Source organism: Gottfriedia solisilvae, assembly GCF_002128405.1.
GTDB classification, from domain to species: domain Bacteria; phylum Bacillota; class Bacilli; order Bacillales; family Bacillaceae_G; genus Gottfriedia; species Gottfriedia solisilvae.
Genome location: NZ_NETJ01000003.1, coordinates 536,499 through 557,385 on the forward strand (window position 1 = coordinate 536,499; position 20,887 = coordinate 557,385).

Annotated in this window: 10 protein-coding genes, 1 pseudogene and 1 riboswitch; of the genes and pseudogenes, 10 read left to right on the plus strand and 1 reads right to left on the minus strand. The window is 33.8% G+C overall.

What is annotated here, in order from left to right:
* Positions 1-247 precede the first annotated feature (247 nt).
* The 5 genes and pseudogenes from CAB05_RS11810 to CAB05_RS22795 all read left to right on the plus strand — a co-directional run.
* Entirely contained in the window at positions 248-1,141 is an 894-nt protein-coding gene (locus CAB05_RS11810; protein ID WP_088000033.1) for a LysR family transcriptional regulator, read from the plus strand.
* Between the two features lie 266 nt (positions 1,142-1,407).
* Positions 1,408-2,247 (plus strand): hypothetical protein, encoded by an 840-nt coding sequence (locus tag CAB05_RS11815; RefSeq protein ID WP_088000034.1) that lies wholly within the window; start codon positions 1,408-1,410, stop codon positions 2,245-2,247.
* A 455-nt stretch (positions 2,248-2,702) separates the two neighbouring features.
* Positions 2,703-3,020 (plus strand): DUF3870 domain-containing protein, encoded by a 318-nt coding sequence (locus tag CAB05_RS11820; RefSeq protein ID WP_088000035.1) that lies wholly within the window; start codon positions 2,703-2,705, stop codon positions 3,018-3,020.
* A 208-nt stretch (positions 3,021-3,228) separates the two neighbouring features.
* Positions 3,229-4,260, plus strand: a complete 1,032-nt coding sequence (locus CAB05_RS11825) for a C40 family peptidase (protein WP_088000036.1) — start codon at positions 3,229-3,231, stop codon at positions 4,258-4,260.
* Positions 4,261-4,663: 403 nt separating this feature from the next.
* Positions 4,664-4,805: riboswitch (cyclic di-AMP (ydaO/yuaA leader) on the plus strand.
* A gap of 82 nt (positions 4,806-4,887) precedes the next feature.
* A pseudogene (locus CAB05_RS22795) lies at positions 4,888-5,094 on the plus strand (APC family permease); the annotation flags it as partial.
* A 92-nt stretch (positions 5,095-5,186) separates the two neighbouring features.
* Here CAB05_RS22795 and CAB05_RS11830 read toward each other — a convergent pair.
* Positions 5,187-6,095 carry a LysR family transcriptional regulator gene (locus CAB05_RS11830; protein WP_088000037.1) on the minus strand — a complete coding sequence of 303 codons (909 nt, stop codon included), beginning with the start codon at positions 6,093-6,095 and terminating at the stop codon, positions 5,187-5,189.
* A 479-nt stretch (positions 6,096-6,574) separates the two neighbouring features.
* On the opposite strand from CAB05_RS11830, the gene CAB05_RS11835 reads away from it, so the two are divergent.
* From CAB05_RS11835 to CAB05_RS11855, 5 genes are all read left to right on the plus strand, one after another.
* Entirely contained in the window at positions 6,575-8,566 is a 1,992-nt protein-coding gene (locus CAB05_RS11835; protein WP_213087726.1) for an alkyl/aryl-sulfatase, read from the plus strand.
* Between the two features lie 126 nt (positions 8,567-8,692).
* The gene (locus CAB05_RS11840) at positions 8,693-10,210 is read left to right on the plus strand and encodes an aldehyde dehydrogenase family protein (RefSeq protein ID WP_088000038.1); all 1,518 of its coding nucleotides are present in this window, start codon (positions 8,693-8,695) and stop codon (positions 10,208-10,210) included.
* A 55-nt stretch (positions 10,211-10,265) separates the two neighbouring features.
* Positions 10,266-11,474 carry an iron-containing alcohol dehydrogenase gene (locus CAB05_RS11845; RefSeq protein WP_088000039.1) on the plus strand — a complete coding sequence of 403 codons (1,209 nt, stop codon included), beginning with the start codon at positions 10,266-10,268 and terminating at the stop codon, positions 11,472-11,474.
* Between the two features lie 136 nt (positions 11,475-11,610).
* A complete protein-coding gene (locus tag CAB05_RS11850) occupies positions 11,611-13,137 on the plus strand; it encodes a long-chain-fatty-acid--CoA ligase (protein WP_088000040.1) in 1,527 nt (508 codons plus the stop codon).
* 693 nt (positions 13,138-13,830) lie between these two features.
* Positions 13,831-20,547, plus strand: coding sequence for an immunoglobulin-like domain-containing protein (locus tag CAB05_RS11855; protein WP_088000041.1), 6,717 nt, complete (start codon positions 13,831-13,833; stop codon positions 20,545-20,547).
* Positions 20,548-20,887 lie beyond the last annotated feature (340 nt).

Below are 20,887 nucleotides of genomic sequence, written 5' to 3' on the forward strand. Positions count from 1 at the left end.
AATTTAGAAAAAACATAAATGTTGTTAAGTAAAGCTTAACTAGAAAATGGGTAAAAAAAGGTGGGAATTCTTGTTCTAGTTATAATTGCAAATGATGTACAGGGAGAAAATAACTAAACAATGATAGGTAAGAATGACTAGGCGAGTTTTGTTTAAAATAAGTTTAGATTGAGTTTTTAACTTATCTTACATAAAATCATTAATAGACTGCTTTTCAACTAGAATATTTTTAAACTGAGGTGAAATAATGAATTTTGAACAAATGGAATATATTGTAAATGTTGCTAATGAAAGATCTATAACAAAAGCAGCTGAAAAATTATTTATATCACCTTCAGGAATGAGTCAATCGATCACACAACTTGAAAATGAGCTTGGGATTAAAATCTTTAACAGGTCTAAACAAGGGGTTACGCCTACATTTGAGGGAAATATAGTTATTTCAAAAGCAATTGTTTTGCTTAAAACTATTAAAGAAATAAAAAATGATATTAATTATTATAAAAATACAAATCAAAACCATATGAAAATATTAACTGCACCAACTTTTTCATATTTACTTCAGGAAACACTTGTAGATTTTAATTCAAAGAACAATGATGTTACTTTTGAGTTCAAAGAGGACAATCCATCAAATATTATTCAGAATTTCAATAAGGATAATTTTGATTTTGCATTTGTTCCGGCAACAAAAGAAGAATTAAAAAAAGAAAAAAATATTTGTTATGAGCATATAACTCGGGGTCATTATTGTATTGCAGTTGGAAAAAAGTCACCATTTTATTCTTTAGAATTTGTAACGCCTAAAGATTTAGCTAATGCTAAAATAGTGATGTATAAAAATTCAGAATATAATAAGTTATTGAAAATTACAAAAATGAATCCCAAAAACGTAGTTCTTACATCCAATAGAACAGGTCTTATTTTTCAATTAATTAAAGAAAGCCAGGCAATATTTTATCTTTATAATTTTACAATAAAAAATCGTCCGGTCGTTTTAAACGGTGATATTAAAGTCATTCCTTTAAAAGAAGAAGGTTTATTTGAACTTGATTTTTGGTTAATGTATTTGGAAACAAAAGGTTTATCACCTATAGCTAATGAATTTATTGAGGAATTTAAAAATCATTTGAATAATTAGTAAATAAGAAGAGTGGTAAGCACAAGCCATAATATAATCCAAAAAGGGGATGTCCTAATTAGTATAAACTGATTTGGACATCCCCTTTTATATACAAAAGTAATAATTTATTTTGAGAAACTCTCAGTAAGGTTCATTACTGTAAGGATAGTATGAAATTAAAATAAAAGAAGACATAAAGCATGCCATCTTTGAATCAGAAAAAAATAGATTAATGAAATTGTGGTATATTTAAATGATACTAGTAAATTTTGAGGTTAAATTAAATGGAAAAAATTAAATTAAAGGATATCATACCTTATTTTCTAATGTTCCCAGCTATATTGGTTGGAATTTTAGCAATGATATCAAATGGTGTATCTTCAAGTGTTTGGATGCAAAATATCATCATCTGGATAGTAGGATCCATTTTAGGCTGTGTTTTTTTAACGAAAACAAAGCATAAACAATACGATAAATTGATTGATCGACGACCTATTATCATTATAGCTTTATTGATAGCGCCATTTTGGTTTGATGGCTTTGATGGTATTCATCGATGGATCCAATTTGGACCACTAAGTTTTTATATAGCAAGTATTGTATTGCCATTATTATTGATTTATTTATGGAAACTGGTAGGGAACAAACAGTATGTTTATGTAATTGGACTAAACTTTATTGTTCTAGTCATATTGCTTCTTCAACCTGATGCAGGTCAAGTGACAGCATTCGCATGCGCTACTTCTATACTCCTTTGGCACAAAATGAATAATAAGTTACTAGAGTTATTTAACTTAATAATGACAACTACTATTGTTATCCTGTCTTGGATATTTATTGATGATTTAGCACCCGTACCTTATGTAGAGGACATACTATTTTTAGTTAAAGACATGGGGGTAACGTGGTTCGTAATCGGTCTAATGTCTCTTATATTGTTATTATTTCCATTCTTCTTTAATGGGAAAAAATCGACTATGTCACTTACATTAGGCGTTTATTTTCTAGTGATGATGATTGTAACCTTTTTTGGACATTTTCCAATGCCAATTATGGGATACGGAATATCGCCGCTGATCGGGTATTTAGTAGCTATTACGTCTCTTAATAAAATTAAGAGATGACATATATTCTTTTTTGTTATCAGATAGTTTCATCATGCACAGTTTCAAATATAGAAACAGAGTTTTTAAGTGATAAAAGTAAGGGGAATCTATAATTAGTTAACTTACGAGTTAATTAAAGATCAAAAGCTGCATAATTGCAGTTTTTTTTGTTTTAATAATTGCAATGTAAATAGTAGTCGTCGATATAAATTTGGTGATTTTTCTTTCGATGGTGACATTTTTCATAAAGTAAACGATTGGATTTTCTTCATAGTAAAAAAGTAAGGAGAAAGGGATACATCGTAATACTTTTTTCCTGATATTCACGAATATATAACTGAATATTCATAATATATTGTAAAAAATATTTTAGTGTACTATGATTAAATGTAAGCGAATACATATGCCGTTGCTCATTCCTTCCTTTTTCGGATTGAATCCCGCTCGGTATACCTTGTTCGGGAGGAAATGAAGTGTACAGTAAGGATACTATTTACATTATTGGTGATTCAAAGACCGCATCTAATAATCCAATCATGCAGCAATTTAATGCTTTCTTTATTGGATTGGTTGTTGATCGAACGTCTCATTTAATCGTTGATGCTGATTGTTCAGCTACGATTTCTTTGACTTCATCTTTTGTGAAACAATTATTCGTCGGACATTCAGTATTAGATCTGGACACTGTCGTCAATGAAATTAATACACGTTACTTTGGTTCGTCACAGAAAGCTTTGATCGTCGCGTTTAAAAATGCACAGATTAAATACAAGCAAATCATTGAGTCATAATGCTGCTTTATCTATTAGCGTAGATGAAATCCAGCTATTAGCAGGGCATGCCCTTTCTAATAGTTGGATTTTCATTTTTTATAACATAAAGGTGATTATTTATTTTCCTTTATTAGATTGATAGTTTAATAAGTTACATCAGGAATAACTAAGGCTTCACCGAAGATGAACAAGAAGTCTTCGTTAAAATATGGAGAGGAGCTTTAACATGAAAAAGACAAAAAAATGGGTATTGAGCTTATGTGTAACAGGTACGTTACTATCAACAATGACATTCCAAGCATTTGCAAATTCACCGGAGGAACTTCATCCTGGTGAAACTGCATATGTAGATGTATCAGTTTCAACTCAGTGGACAACGAATGGTAGATTCCAAGTTAGAGATATTGATGCACCTTCTTTAAGCAATCCAGTTGATCCGTGGAAATGGTCAGCAAATATGCAGGATAGCGAGGTTCGTCGCTGGCTTACAGGTAAACTTGAAACACAAGCGGTGTATGGATCGAAAGTAGTAATTCTACAGGAAGTTGGTGACTGGGTGCAAGTAGCAGTAGAAGGTCAGCCTACTCCACGAAATCCTTTAGGATATCCAGGATGGATGCCAAAGAGGCAGTTAACAACGGATGATCGACTAGAAAATTTAAATGATGCGCCATTTATTATGGTATCTAGTCCAACAGCTTGGTTGTATGACGGAAAAGCATTACAACATAAGTTTATGGAAGTTAGCTTCAATACACGCTTACCTGTCATTAAAGATTTTGGAAATGTCGTTATGGTCGCAACGCCAGATGATGGAAATAAGTTTATTAATAAAGAAGATGTTGCAATCTATCAAAACGAAAACGAGTTTCCGGAAGCAACTCCTGAAGAATTAATCAAAACTGCGAAAAAATTCCTTGGCTTACGCTATTTATGGGCAGGTGTTTCAGGTTTTGGATTTGATTGCTCTGGATTCACTTATTCGATTCATAAGGCATATGGTATAACGATTCCACGAGACTCAGGCCCACAATCTAAAAACGGTAAAGTAGTTAATAAGGATGAGATTCAACCTGGCGATCTATTATTCTTTGCGTCGAATAATGGGACTGGTTCTGTTCATCACGTCTCAATGTATATTGGTGACGGACTAATGATTCATGCGCCTAACGCTTCTAAGAACGTTGAAATTATTCCTTTAAATACTCCAGGTTATATTGAGGAGTTCTCAGGAGCGCGACGTTACTGGGAACAGTAATAGAATGTAAGTTAGAAAGGCTCTTTTTTAGAGCCTTTTTTTGTTTTGAAGAAGGACATGAAAGCTAAAAAAGTAATGTCTAAACTAATTTTAACTAAAACATCAAATAAAAAATTCTACTTTTCGAAGTATTTTTTATATGGTAGTTGAAAATCAATCTAGATGTTATATAAAAAAACCTCTAAGTAAAAGAAGTTACATCATTTTTAAAGTTTTTTTTAACATTAATGCGTTTTTGAATTAGAAAGGTATTATCAGATTTATTATTTTAAAAACATAAATTCATTGAATACGTAAACTGAAATTAGGCTCGATTTATACAGTTTTGAAAAGAATTTTTAAAAAATTACGTTTACAAATTCAAATTGAAGTAGTATATTAACCAACATAATAAAAAATTAATGACCTATGATCGCTTAATCTATTTAGAGCGGGGGAACCAAATTTGTGCAAATGCACTTGGGGTGAATCCTTGAGAAAGGTAGGGCTACTCTATAAAGCCCGAATCCGACAGCTAACCTCGTCAGCGTGTTAAGAGAAGGTTCCTATTTGTTCGTTAAAAGACACTAGGTATCCTTGTGTCTTTTTTGTGTTCAAAAGGATTTTCGACCATAGTCACAATATAGATCAGTATTAGAACCTTTATCAAGGTTTATTAAACTAGTTGAAGCAAAAGAGCCAAGTAATTATATCCAAATTGTCATACCGCAATTTATTCCAAAAAAATGGTGGCATAACCTTTTACACAATCAAACAGATCTATTACTTCGATTATGGCTAATTAGACAGAAAGAAGTTGTCATTACTACAGTGCCTTATCATTTAAGAAAGTAGAGAAAAAACAGCATGGAGTTTATTCCATGCTGTTTCTATTTACTAAAAAATGCAATATCATTTCATTAGCCGTCCAAATTGCTTGTAAAAGACTAATTTATATAATATTGCAATTCAGATGTAAGAAATTTGATAAAGTGTTTTTCTATTTTAGTAGGTTGTCTATTCTTTGTGTAAATTAACCCGAGAGAAACATTTATAGGTTCATAGTTCAAAATATCAACCTCAATAATTTTCCCTTCTAATAAATAAGTGTTATTTTTTATAGCAAAGTCAGGAGCAAAAGTGATGGCCATGCCTGATGAAACTGTTCTTGACAGTTCTTCTGTTTGGTTCGAAGAAAATAATATATTCATTTTTCCAAATGTATTTTGAAAATGATTAGTGAACCATTTTATATAATCCCCGTTATACAGAACAATATCTTGTTGTAGAAGTTCTTCTGGCGTGATTGTTCTTTTTAAGGCAAACGGTGAATCACTACTTACATAAACCTTCATGGTCCCTTCGAGAATTTGCTCTAAATGTAAATTCTCTATATTTTTTAATAAATCCTCGTATATACAAATTAAGCCGATTTCAGCTTTATTCTGTTGAATATATTCAACAGTCAGTTCAGTAATATTTTCTGACATTTCAACAGTTAAATTAGCGTATAAATTCTTAAATTCCATTAATGGTTTTAGTAAATGAGTCATGAAAGCTGGAATAGTAGATACGCGAAGGTTACCAGAATGTATATCTAATATTTTTCTAGCCTCATCAATTAATTCACCATATTTTAACAAAACTTCATTTGCTTTATGAATAATGATAGAACCTTCATTTGTTTGTACGACACCAGAGCGAGATCGTTCAAATATTTTAACTCCTAGTTCTTCTTCAATCTTCTTAATATCTTGACTAACGCCAGATTGGCTTATATGAAGATTCTGCCCAGCTGTAGAAAATGATCCCGTTTTAGCGACTTCAACAAGTACTTCTAATTTTTGTATGTGCATACTGTGACCACCTTTTTTACATAAACCCTAAATAAGTAATTAAGTTTAATAATGAAAATCCCTCTAATTTTATGTATTAAAATTTGTGAACAACCTATTACAAATCCTAATTTTACTTAAGAACTTCTGAGTAATACAATTAACTCAAATAATTCTTAATTTTCAAAAAATAGAAAGGGTGATGTTTTAACTCTGTATTCTTTACATTATGTTCTCTCAATTCCCTATGTTTTGCAAGCGTTTTCTTTTTGTTCGCACTATAAATAAAGTTGTTGGAAATATGTAAAATCTAATCATTACAAAAGTTTTTTCACTATTTTCTTGTTAACGAATATTTTTTTAAAATTGATGCTTTTAAACAGTTAAAGTTAAACAAACTACTAGTAAAGATGTTGAATTTGAGCGGAATACAACTATTCACAGAAATCATAAATAGGGTCGTTTTACAGATTTAATTCATTTATAGAGGTGGAAAACAAATGTCAAAAAAGTTTATGTTCACAAAAACAGTACCTGTGGCACTTACATTATTGTTAAGCACTACCATGACAGATGCCGCAACCTATACTACTCCATTACCAGCGACAAAAATAACAACACAAAAGAATAGTTCAGTATATAAAGAATTAAACTTTGCAGATAAGCAAGATTTTGTAGATGCACATAAAGGATTTATTGCACCACTAAACAATAAACCGATAAAAAATGCAAATGGGACAGTTATTTGGGATAGTAATCGATATTCGTTTATAAAAGAGGACAAATTTGCGGCTGCAACAGTTAACCCAAGTTTATGGAGACAAGCTCAATTACAAAATACTTCAGGTCTTTTTAAGGTAGTTGATGGCGTTTATCAAGTTCGTGGACTAGATTTATCAGTCATGACGATTGTTGAAGGAAAAACAGGCTTAATTGTTTTGGATACAATGTCGACAGTTGAAACTGCTAAAGAAGCGATGGAATTATATTTTGCACATAGACCAAAAAAACCTGTAAGTGCAATTGTGATCAGTCATAGTCATGCAGATCATTTTGGTGGCATTAAAGGAGTTGCTGGGTATGCAACAGATCCTAAAAAGGTTCCAATCGTTGTGCCGAATGGATTTAATGAAGAAGCATTAAGTGAAAATGTTCTTTTAGGGAATATCATGTCCCGACGTGCAGGTTATATGTTTGGTAATCTATTACCAGCTAATGAGAAAGGATTTGTTACAGCAGGTATTGGACCAGGTTTAAGTACAGGAACGTTTAGTTATATGCAGCCAACTATTGAAATAAAGGACGATGTCCAAACAATGCAAATAGATGGTCTTACTTTTGAATTTTTATTAACTGTTCATACTGAAGCTCCTGCTGAAATGCATTATTATATCAAGGATTATAAAGCATTAGTAGTAGCAGAAAATACAGGACATACATTACACAATATTTATACATTAAGGGGAGCAAAGACAAGAGATGCCCTGAAATGGACAGAAGCACTTGATCAAACAATTGATTTATATTGTAAAGAAGATATTGATGTAATGGTAACTGCACATAGCTGGCCGTTATGGGGTAAGGACCGAGTAATCGAGCAATTAACAAAACAACGCGATATATATAAATATATTCATGATCAAACGATACGCATGGCAAACTTAGGCTACACAGCGGATGAAATCGCAGATAAGATTAAGCTTCCTAAGAGCTTAGATAAATATTGGGCTAATCGTGGATATTATGGGAATTTAAAACAAAATGTGAAGGCTGTATATAATTTTTATTTAGGCAATTTTAGTGGAAATCCATCAGATTTGGATCCACTTCCGGAAATAGAAGCTGGAGCTAAATATGTGAAGTATATGGGCGGAGAAAAAAATGTATTGAAATTAGCGAAAGCAGACTATAGCAAAGGCGAATATAGATGGGTAGCTGAAGTATTAAAACATGTGGTGATGTCGAACCCGAAAAATACTGAAGCAAAAAACTTACTTGCTAATGCTTACGAACAATTAGGCTATCAAGCAGAATCTTCAGTATGGCGTAACTTCTATCTTACTGGTGCACAAGAGCTAAGAAAAGGCGTTGTAAAAGATGACTCAAAACGTCCGAATCCTATGAATTTAGACATGCTGATGAATATGCCAGTTGAAGATTTTATGAATTTCTTCTCAATCAAACTGAATGGAACAAAAGCAGAAGGTAAACAGTATGCATTTAATGTGTCATTAACAGATTTAAAAACGAATTACTCAATCAATGTAGGTAATTCAGTTCTAAACTATAAAAAAGATCAGCAAGCTACAAATCCTGACGCTACATTAACAGTTGATAAAGTAACATTCTATTTAATTGCGCTTGGTTTGGCTGACATGGATCAGATGGAAGCTGCTGGTAAGATTTCCATTTCAGGAAATAAACAAAAATTTAAAGAACTATTGTCACTAATGGACAAGTTTGACCCATGGCCAAATATCGTAACACCTTAATGAAGATGAATCTTTAGGTCATAAAATGTAATCGCTTTATTTATAGGCTCTGTTAATCAAAATGGTTAAGCAACTTGTAACGGTAACAGAGTCTTTTTTTAAAAACTATTTTTAGGAGGTCTTTTTATGCAAACAGCTGTAAAAGTATTGGAATTTCCACTTTATATTGATGGGAAATGGACACCTGCAGTAAGTGGTGAAACTTTTAATGTGAAAAATCCGGCAACTGGTGAAGTAATTGCTAAGGTTGCTAAAGCTGGAAAACAGGATACAGAAGTTGCAATTGCTTCTGCTCGTAAAGCTTATGATTCAGGTGTATGGGCTAAAAAATCCCCTAAAGAAAGAGCGCAAATTTTAATTAATTTTGGAAATAAAATAGTAGAGAACTCTCAGGAACTAGCTTTCTTGGAAGCAATTAGTTCAGGCGCAACTGTAAGAAGGATTTCAAATCTTGATATTTTATATTTAGTAGATTTACTTCAACAAACTGCTAAATTTACGATGGAATATCCGTTTGTAGAATCATTACCAGTTATCCCATTTCCAGGACCAAGCAATAATCAGGTTTGGCGTGAATCAATCGGTGTTGTAGCAGCAATTACGCCTTGGAACCTTCCTATGCTTTTAGCGATGTGGAAAATTGCACCTGCTCTTGCAATGGGAAATTCGATAGTTGTAAAACCGGCATCTAATACACCACTTTCTACGCTAAAACTTGCTCAGTTAGCAACTGAAGCTGGAGTTCCAGCAGGTGTGTTCAATGTTGTATCGGGACCTGGGGCTACAGTTGGTGAAGTATTGGCTACTCATCCACACGTAGATAAAATTGCTTTTACTGGATCAACAGAAGTAGGTCGCCACATTATGCAAATGGCATCGGAAACAGTAAAACGAGTTACTTTGGAATTAGGTGGTAAATCACCATCGATCGTTTTACCAGATGCTGATTTAGATATCGTGATTCCAGGAAGCTTATTTGGATTCTGTCTACACTCTGGACAACTTTGTGAATCTGGCACACGTCTATTAGTACATGATTCTATTTATGATGAAGTTGTTGATCAATTAGGAAAATTGGCTTCTTCGATTACGATTGGAAATCAGCTCGATATGGCAAACGGAATGGGTCCTATGGCTTCTGAGCAGCAACTTAACACAGTTTTATCATATGTTGAAGCTGGAATTAAAGAAGGTGCCCGCTTAGTATGTGGTGGAAAACGTTTAACGGGTGAAGGCTATGATCATGGCTATTTCATTGAACCAACTATTTTCGCAGATGTAGACAATAAAATGAAAATTGCTCAAGAAGAAATTTTCGGCCCTGTTCTTTGTGTGATTCGTTACTCCACGATTGAGGAAGCAATTGAAATTGCGAATGATACGATCTTTGGATTAGCTGCGGGAGTCTGGTCGAAGGACGTTAACAAAGCACTTCAAGTTTCACGTGAATTAAAAGCAGGGACTGTTTGGATTAATGACTGGCACATGCTTAGAAGTGATGCACCATTTGGTGGATATAAACAAAGCGGTTTTGGACGCGAGCTTGGAAAATATGCATTAGATGAATACACACAAGTAAAACATGTTCATGTTTCATTAACACCGGAACTAAGTCAAAAACCATGGTATGGAATTTTACTATAAGAAAAATAGATTCATAATTTAATGTTTATAAAAAATTATAGAAAAGAGTGATCCTATGGTAACGTCATTTTTTCAGTTTTCAGTTCGAACAGTTGTAAATAGTGGTGTAGGAGCACGCTCATTGTTACCTGAAATGATTAAAGATCTTGGCGGTAAAAGAGCGGTTCTTTATGTAGATAAAGGAATTACGCAAGCTGGAATCACAGATAAAATTAAGGAATTGTTCGAGGTTGTTCCTGGAGCGGTTCAGTTAGTTGGTGTCTTTGAGGATATCGAGCAAGATGCAAAAGGGGCAATTATTAACCGAGGTGCTAAATATTTTAAAGAATGTAACGGAGATGCATTAATTGCTGTTGGTGGTGGTAGTGTTTTAGACACAGTAAAAGCAATAAAATGGATGCTTCATAATAAAGTCGATGATATTCGTAATGAACTTCTTGTTGGAAATATCATGCAATTTTGGCCTGAAGCGGAGTACATTGCAATTCCTCATGTTGCAATTCCAACTACTGCTGGAACTGGAGCAGAGGTATCACCAGTAGCTGTCGTATTGAATGAAATTGCTGGAATTAAAACAAATATACTAAATCCATTTATTAGTGCGGATATGGCAATACTAGATCCTGAACTAACTGTTGGATTACCACCAAAAATTACAGCATTTACAGGTTTTGATGCATTAACTCATGCTGTCGAAGCATATTTTTCTCCTCAATCGAATCCAATGGCAGATGCATATGCACTTCAATCGATTCGAATGATTGTAGAAAATCTTCAAACAGCCGTTCATAAAGGACAAGATATAGTTGCAAGAGCAAATATGTTAATGGCTAGTACAATGGCAATCTCTGCTTTTTGTTTAACAATCAATGCAGTTCCAGTTCATAATATTGCTCATGTGTTTGGGGCAAAATTCAATATTCCACATGGACTAGCAAATGCAGTGTTATTACCAAGTGTAATGGAAACTATGGCACCTTTCTATTTAAGAAGAATTCATGGATTTGCCGACGCACTTGGAATTAGTAACCTGCCAGAAAAACCTGAAGATTGTCTGAAAGTCGTAGTTGCATTCATTCAAAACTTAAGAACGAAAGTGGGACTACCTGATACATTTGCTGATTTTAATGTGAATGTTGATAATATGGCATACATAGTCGCAATGGTTCACAGTGATCCGACTGGCTTATTTTATAAAATTCCACCAGAAGTAATTGCTAAAGTTTCAAATGAAGTTGCTGGAACTAGTTTAGGAGTTTCATAATTTAAATGAAGGGCACCATCATTGGATGGTGCCTCAACATGTAGAAAAAGTGTATATGAATAAAAAGTTGGTGATTAGTTATATGGAGTTTGACTTTTATCTTGTTAACGATTGTATTGATAGGGGAGGAAGCAATATGACTTGGAATTTAATTACAAGTTTGAAAAAAAGTGTAGAAAAATACCCAAATCGAAATGTAATTTCATTTGCAGGTAAGGATATAACATATTCCGAACTAAATAAACAAGTTGACTGTGTAGCTTTTAACTTAGCTGCTAATGGAATCAATAAAGGTGATAAAGTTGCATTAATATTAGGGAACTGTCCTGAGTTTGTTATTTCTTATTATGGAATTCTACGTGCAGGCGCAGTAGTTATACCGATTAATCCAATTTATACAAAGGATGAAATTTCATATATATTATCTAATTCTGAAGCAAAAGCTGTCATTGCAAATTTTGAATTGGAAGCGATAATTGATTCACTTAAAATGGAATGTAAACAAATAGAAATATTGTACTATGTTGGATCGAATAAAGCTGAATTTAATTGGGAGCAGTTGATCGAATTTAGGTTAAAAGATTATGAATATCCATTAATTACAGAAGAGGATCTTGCCGTAATTTTATATACTTCTGGAACAACAGGAAAACCAAAAGGTGCTATGTTAAGTCACAGAAATATGGCTTCAAATGCAGAGTCAATTGTTAAACTAGTGGAGTTTCAAAAAGAAGATCGCATTTTAGCAGTTCTTCCTATGTTCCATATATTTTGTCTATCTGTCTGTATTAATGCGCCTATTATGAGTGGAGCGAATATTGTAATTGCACAGAAGTTTATTCCAAATGAAATCATTCATACTATTTTTAATGAGAAAGTATCATTATTTGTGGGTGTACCGACAATGTATAGTTTCTTATTTCAATTAAAAGATTATACAGCTGAACATTTTAAAACAATTCGTGCCTGCTTATCGGGTGGTGCCCCATTGCCAGATGAATTAATTCAAAGATTTGAAGAAAAATATCAAGTTACTATTCTTGAAGGATTTGGTTGTACAGAAACAGCACCCGCTACAGCCTTTAATCCAATAAATGGTAAAAGAAAAAGGGGTTCCGTTGGAATTAATATTCCAAATGTATACAATATGATTGTCGATCCAAATGGAGATGAGTTACCAAGAGGTGAAGTTGGTGAGTTAATAGTTAAAGGACCAAATGTTATGTTGGGTTATTTAGGTATGCCAGAGGCTACATCTTTTGCTATAAAGAATGGTTGGTTCCATACTGGTGACTTAGCAAAAATGGATGAGGATGGCTATATTTTTATCGTTGATCGAATGAAGGATCTGATAATTGTAGGCGGTTATAATGTGTATCCTCGAGAAGTAGAAGAAGTACTATATCAACATCCAGCAGTAGTAGAAGCAGCAGTAATTGGGATTACAGACCCAGTTTTTGGAGAACAAGTAAAAGCTTTTGTTGTATGTAATGATGAAAGTGTATCAGCTGCTGAATTAATACAATTCTGTAGTGTTAAATTAGCAAAATATAAAGCACCTAGAGCTATTGAAATCATCTCTGAATTACCTAAAAATAGTACAGGGAAAATCTTACGTAGAGCAATACGCGAATCAGTAGAAATGCACGCTAAGTCAAATTAAATTCAACCTAATTTTTTGAACAAATCATATTCCTACCATGTAATGAACAGTGGTTTGATCATTGTTTGGCTGTCAATTGGGATGACAAATGAATTAGCTCAAACTCTTTGTAAAAAGGGTTTGGGCTTTTTTATATTAAGTTAATTGTATTGTGTTTTCAATTCATCTTTATAACATTAAAAATGAAATTGGTAATTATTGTTGTAAACTTAAATATAACATTTTTTCAAAATATTATATTTGGGTTTGTAAATTTTCAATTGAAGATAGAATTGAGCTTTAAAAACAAAACTCTTAAAATTTTACTCTAAAAAAATAGAATTAATTTATTTTGAAATAACTTAAAACTATTTTCCCTCTATTTTTTAATTTTTAAAATCATCTTCAACAGCAGAATTCCCCCAAGTTTATTTATGAATCTTTTTAAATTTGATTCAAATTCCTTCAGATTTCTATAATTATTTTTTTATTCTACAATTTACTGCAATTTCTGCTAATAATGATTCTATTATTATTGGGTTAAACAGAATAATTTATCATATATTCCCCCAATTTACGCCAAATACAAGCTTAAGTAGAATAAGACTTATAGAAATAAGTGTTAAGAAAATTCTCAATACTTAAATTTTTATTAATGAAAATGATTGAGCAAGTAATCTCCAATAATAGATTGCTCAGTCAAGGGGGGACAACATGAAGTTTAGAAGAAGGTTTTTGAAAAAAATTTCTTATTTGACAGTCTTCGGCCTTGTCATGTCAAACATGACATTTGTATTAGCTGAAGAAAATTCGCAACAAAACCCATTCATTGCAAAAAATACAGAACCAGAATCAGGTATATTTGTAACAAATGGTAAAGGTAACCCTAATTCAGCTAATTTAACAAGTGAAGAGATTGAGAGATTAAAAGAAAAAGGTGAAAAATCGATCGAGGCTGCAATTGCTAGGGACAAGAAAAAGAAACTAGCAGATATGGAAAAGCTTGCGAAATTAGAAGCTCATAATCCAGAAGAGATGGTTTCGGTTATTGTTCAATTGAAGGGCCAAACTGTATCCGAAATGACAGCCGAAGAAAATGTTGGTGTTAATCAACAGTCTTTAAGTAATGCAAAAGATATGATTCAAGAAGACATAGATGCGACAAAAAACAAAATTAAGAACAAACTTTCTGGTAGTAAATCAAAGAATTTAAAATTTAAACATGAGTTCGAAAACGTATTTAAAGGTTTTAGTATTAAAGATATTAAGTATGAAGATATCGACTATATTAAATCCTTGCCAGATGTAAAAGCAGTTACATTACAACAAACATTTACTCCTGCGGTTAATCAACAGCATGACTTGACAGGAATCAAAAATCTTTGGAATGGTTCTACTTTAGGAAAACCTATCGGTTATCAAGGGGAAGGCATGGTTATCGCGATTGTTGATACGGGAGTTGACTATACTCATGAAGCATTCCCAGATCCTAAAGATATGAGTAAAGCAAGAATTAAAAAAGGGAAATTTACTCGTCCAGATGGATCAACTTCTCTGAAAGTAGTAGACGGCTACAACTGGGCTGATCAAAATGACGATATCATCCCACGTGTGGAAGATCCAAATAATGCAACTAGCTCACATGGTGTACACGTAGCAGGAATTGCGGCTGGATCTGGCCCTGTCATTCAAGGAGTTGCACCTGAAGCTCAAATTATTGCAGAAAAAGTGTTCTCAGACAAACAAGCTGGTGCATTAACAGAAGATATTATTAAAGGGGTTGACCATGCTTCAGCCTTAGGAGCAGATGTAATCAACATGAGTTTAGGTTCATCTTCTTCTTTCGATACAAGAGACCCTAATGATCCATTAGGGATTGCGATTCGAAATGCAACAGACGAGGGACATGTTGTCGTAGTAGCAGCAGGAAATGCGTCTAATGCCTATGCAGATCGATCTGGTGGTTTGGGTGAAACAATTAAAATTGGACAAACTCCTGATTTAAATAAAATTGGTAACCCAGGTGTTTATCCAGATTCATTTACAGTTGCAGCAGCAAATAACATAGTATCTAAACATACGTATAAATTTCATACAGACGAAGTTGATTTTGATATTACTGGAGAAGGTCTTGATGACTGGAATTGGCCAGCAGATAAAAACAAAGAGTATTCTTTAGTTTCTCTAGGAAAAGACAGTAGTGGAAATGAACGTATTGGAATACCTACAGATTACGATGGTTTAGATGTGACTGGTAAGGTCGTATTAATTAAGCGCGGAACAATAAGTTTTGCAGAAAAAGTAGCACATGCGAAACAAAAAGGTGCCGTAGGAGTAATCGTTTATAACTCAAGTTCTACTCAACCAGCTCCAGAACCTCAAGGCTTTGGATCAATTCCTTTTTCATTTATTAGTTATGATGATGGAAAAGCATTAGAAGATAAACTTACTTGTGGTGGTGGTGGTATTGATATAGGGCCACTTAGTACATGTGGTGGGGGACCAGTTATTGGCCCGTTAGATGCTACAACTCAAAAGTCAATTAAGTTTAAAATTAATGATGAGACTGTAGGCTCAGCATTCGCTGAATCGAACCCAGGGCAACCAACAGATTTCACATCCTGGGGAACTACTAGTGATTTATTATTAAAGCCAGAAGTAATGGCTCCTGGACATGCGATTTATTCGTCAGTTAGAACAGCAGATACAACTAAACATAATGCATATGAGAATGAAGATGGAACGTCTATGGCAGCTCCTTATGTAGCTGGAGCTGTTGCTGATGTTATGCAAGCTTTGATCGAAAAAGGATTTAAACCTGGAACAAGAAAGTTTGCACAATTAACAAAGAATTTAATCATGAATACATCTATTCCAGCCAAAAGAGATTATGTCAATTCGAACAATTCAATTGACCGAATTGATTATATGACAGAATACCAACCTAGAAGACAAGGAGCAGGTATGATTCGTCCGGATCTAGCTGTGAAATCTCCTGTTGTTGTCACAGGCTCAACTGAAACTGGAAGCATTAGTTTAAAAGAAATTGATAAAGACACTATATTTACATTAACTGCTTCAAATCTTTCAAATAAATCTGTTACGTACAAATTAAATGGAAATGTGATGACGGATGTTTTAAAAGACTCGCTTAATACAAATTCAGATAACATTCGTAGTCGATATTTGGATGATGCAAAAGTATCATTTGATTTAAAGGAAATTACAATCCCAGCAAATTCAACTAAGACCGTGAGTGTTACATTATCTTTAACAGATGCTACAGTAAAAAACACGTTTGTTGAGGGCTATATTTATTTAACACCGACAGATTCAAGCAACCCAACTTTAAACGTTCCATATAATGGTTTTTATGGCAATTGGGATGAGCCAAAAGTTATCGATACGCAAGATACAACTGATGTATGGACTCAGTCAGGATTTGGAACACAATTAGCAATTCAAACAGGTCCTTTTTATTTTGGATACGAGGAGGTATTCGGTAAGCCACAAACACCGGCTCAAATCGCTTTAGGTGACAAGTTTTATGCTTTTGGTCCACAATTCTCCCCAGTACCTGCGCTTGCTTTGCTTCGAAGCGCGCGTAACTTAAAAATAGATGTTGTTGATAAAGAACATAATCTTGTGACACACATGGCAGATGAACAATGGTTTGCAAAAGGTGATCCTTATTCAGGTGGTCTTCCCTCTTTACTTTCAGCAGATTGGGTTTGGTATGCACATAAACAAGGAATTCCAATGCCAGATGGGCAGTATTACTTTGCGGTTACAGCAACAGCAGATGCACCAAATGCAAAACCACAACCAACAGTTTATATTCCGATGTATAAGGATACTGCAGCACCGACTTTAAATTTATTAAGATCAGCAGATTATGATGAAAAAACAAATCCGGAAGTGACGAATAAAGATAGTTATACTGTGCGCTGGACTATGGATGATGGAGAAGCTGGTGAAGTTGACGGTAGTGTATTTTTAGCCGTGAATGGAAGCGAGCCATTTACTAATTATAAATCAGATGTTAAGCAAAATGCTGACGGCACATATGAATTAAACGTACCAGGACTAAATGAAGGTCTTAACATCATCACTATTTCGCCAATTGATAAAGTTGGAAATTATGGTGAAAGTCGTACCGTTATCGTTAATAAAACAAGTAACCATGTTTGGATTGATATGTATTCAGCTACTTTAGGAGACAAAGTTCCAAGTATGTACTGGACTGCTAACGTAAAACCTGGCGATAATTTTAGTTTGAATTTTAATGCAGTTGGACGTACAGGTGCTGTGAAAAAAATTCAAGCAGTCCTTTTAAAGAATTATTACGATAATAATTCGATTGTTGGAAATCCGATCGATCTTGATCTAAATCAAGTGCTGACGGAAAAACCTGCATATGGAGAATACAGTGAGTATTCGATTAAAGGACAATATACCGTTCCAACTGATTTACCTGCAGGAGAATACGTTGTGAAATATGTATGCTTGGCTGAAGGTGAGCAATGGAATGATGCAGAGGTTCCAGCTATTGGTATCGAGACATTTGTAGATACAGAGGCACCAAGCATTTCATTGAATGCGAGTAAAATGAAGGCATTCGTAGAAAATAGTGGAGATCCTGTTTCTCTAATGCTTAATACGACAGCGAAAGATGAAATAGCAAATTCAAGAGGCTATAAAGTAGAAGTTGCTGTTGATGGTGGAATTAAAAAATCAATGGGAAGTATTACAACTTTAGATAGATCTGAACAAACGTTCCGATATCCAGTTGTGTTAGAAAATGGAGATCACTCTATCGAACTGACAACTACCGATTATATGGGAAATGCAAGTTCAATGACGTTTGAAGTTACTATTGCAGTTGATAAAGTGACAGTGCAAAATAATGGTACAAACACTGAACTTCCGATTGATGTTGTTCCATATAAAGATGCAAGTAGAAATCCAGAAATAAAACTTAATTACAATAAGACTTACCATGTAGAAAATTTCGATCCATGGGTTGCAGGCTATCTTGTAACGCCTTATGGTAACAATAAAACATGGTCAGCAAATCCAGATTTAGCACCAATTTTATTAGTTGGAAATCAACAAAGAAAAGCGGCAACATCTTATTACCCTAATGCAATACCAGACTGGGACTTACCATTAGGAGATGTATATGCCTTTAATAATCCTGTCGGTTATAATGACCCAGGTAGTATACCTGAAGGCGAAAGTACGTTCCCAGTAACTATGATTGACTATTTAGGTCACGAGACGACGATCCAAGTTCCTGTCATCAAAAATTCGTATATACCAAAAGTGAAATTTGACGATGCGATTATTGATTCAACTGGTACGGCAACATTCTTTACTTATGATTCAACATATGATGTAAAAGGGTCGGTAACAGCGGTTGGAATGAATTTCTACGCTGAATGGGTCGATTGGAATCGAGCAGTAGCGGGAGAAAATAAATTCTATAAAAACTTATTTAATCCAACTTCAGAATGGAGAAGTGGTCCATATGACGATGGCTTAAACGAAGAAACTGGTGGAAATATCCCAGCAGGATATAACAATGAACCTGGTGTGAAATCATTCAGTATGCCAACAGGAGAGTTAAAACCTGGAGTAAACTATTTTGAAATAGATGGTGGAAGTACAATCGGTGAGAATCCTAGTCACCCATTTGCAGGGAACCATCCATTAGTTTTCAATGTGGTAATCTATCGTCTTGGTGCAGCAGAGGGTGCAGATCAACCTTTAGCAACAAAAGCAGCTGAACAGTTAAATTGGGACAAGATAAAAGGTGGTAACACAGATCAAACGAATGTGACGACTAATTTAGTGCTACCTTTATATGATAAAAATAATCAAGCAGAAATTAGCTGGGAAAGTAGTGATCCAACCATTATCACAAACGCTGGTAAGGTATATCGAGCAGATAAAGATAAGAATATCACTATAACTGCTACTGCAACTGTAGGCGGTGCTACTGCAGTTAAAACTTTCAACCTAACAGTGAAAGCGAAAACTCAAAATGATTCACAAGCTGTTGCTGAAGATGCTTCATCAATAACTTGGGATGTTATTCGAGAAGGTAACAAAGAGCAAGGTGATGTATCAGAAGCTTTATCATTACCAACTAGAGGATCAAATGGTTCAGTAATTACATGGACTTCTGATGATCAAAAGCATATTACGAATCAAGGTCGCGTGTACCTACCGTTATTTGACGAAGATGATGCACACGTGGAACTTGTTGCAAAATTCACACGAAACAGCGGTACATTCTACAAAACGTTCCATTTAACAGTCCTAAAAGATACACAAAACATAGAACGAACAAAAGTACTGCGAGTATCTCAAGGGTTAACAACTGAAAAATTACTTGGTGAAAACACAAGCGATATGGAGGTCACGAAGGATTTAACGTTCCCGACAACTTTTGGAAATGACGGTGTCGAAATTCGATGGGAATCGGATATGCCAGACGTCATCTCAAATGACGGAAAAGTGACAAGACCTGCCCAAAATCAGTACGTTCCAGTATTCGCATATATAAAATTAGGTGATGCAAGAATTGGAAAAATGTTTTATTTCTTTGTAAGAAGTCAAGATACGAATGATGAACCGGCAGTTGTCGCAGCAAAGTCATCAGTTGTTTGGAATTTGATTAAGCAAAATAATACTGATCAAAATTCAGTCACTTCTAATTTGAATTTACCAACACAAGGTACTAATGATACAAGTATTACTTGGTCTTCTAGTGATGCTTCTGTTATAAAAGAAGATGGAACAGTAATTCGTCCATATTTTGAGGATGGAAATCGTTCAATCACATTAACAGCAACAATTACTAAAGGTAAAGCGAGCACGACGAAAGAATTTTCACTGGTTGTATTAAAACGAAATTATGTAGAAACTACAATCAATTCGATTGATGACAATGACACTACAATTTCTGGTACAGCTCAACAAGATGCAAAAATTACAGTGAAAAATAAAGATAGTATTGTCGCAACAGGTAAAGTAGATTCTGAAGGTAAATATATAATTCAAATTAGTCCTCAAAAAGCAGGAACAGTCTTAACAATACAAGTACAGGGTATGACAGGATATCAAAAAACATTATCAACTACCGTATTAGATCGTACAGCTCCAAATGCGCCAATAATCGAAACAGTTGATAACAATGATAATGATATAACTGGTACAACTGAAGCAAATGCATTGATCATTATTAAGAAAAATGATGAGATTATCGCAACTGGAAAAGCAGATTCTAAAGGAGCGTATCGAATTAAAATAAGTAAACAGAAAGAAGGTACAGTTCTATCAGTTTATGCCAAAGATAGCGAAGGAAATCAAAGTGCTGCAGCTAAAACAACAGTAATAGATCATAAAAAAAATAAACAGTACTAATTTCATATTGCTAAAATGGTATGATATTAAAGAAAAAGCTGTTCAATTGTAAAAGCAATAAGTAAAGGTTGAATTACGATGACTTTTTATGCAATTGATAAAGCTGGAAATAAAAGTAATACTGTAAAAAAACAATAAAAATAAAACAATTTAATTTAATTTTTTAAACATAAGATGTCTCAAATGAATCATTCCTTCATTTGGGACATTTTTTCATTTTCAATTTTTTCTAGTTCAGAGAGAAATCGAAATCGCCATCTTAATAACTTTGTGTCTCATAAATCATATGATCAATCAATTTAAATTTTCACGAATAGAATTTCCACATTTAGGAAAATTA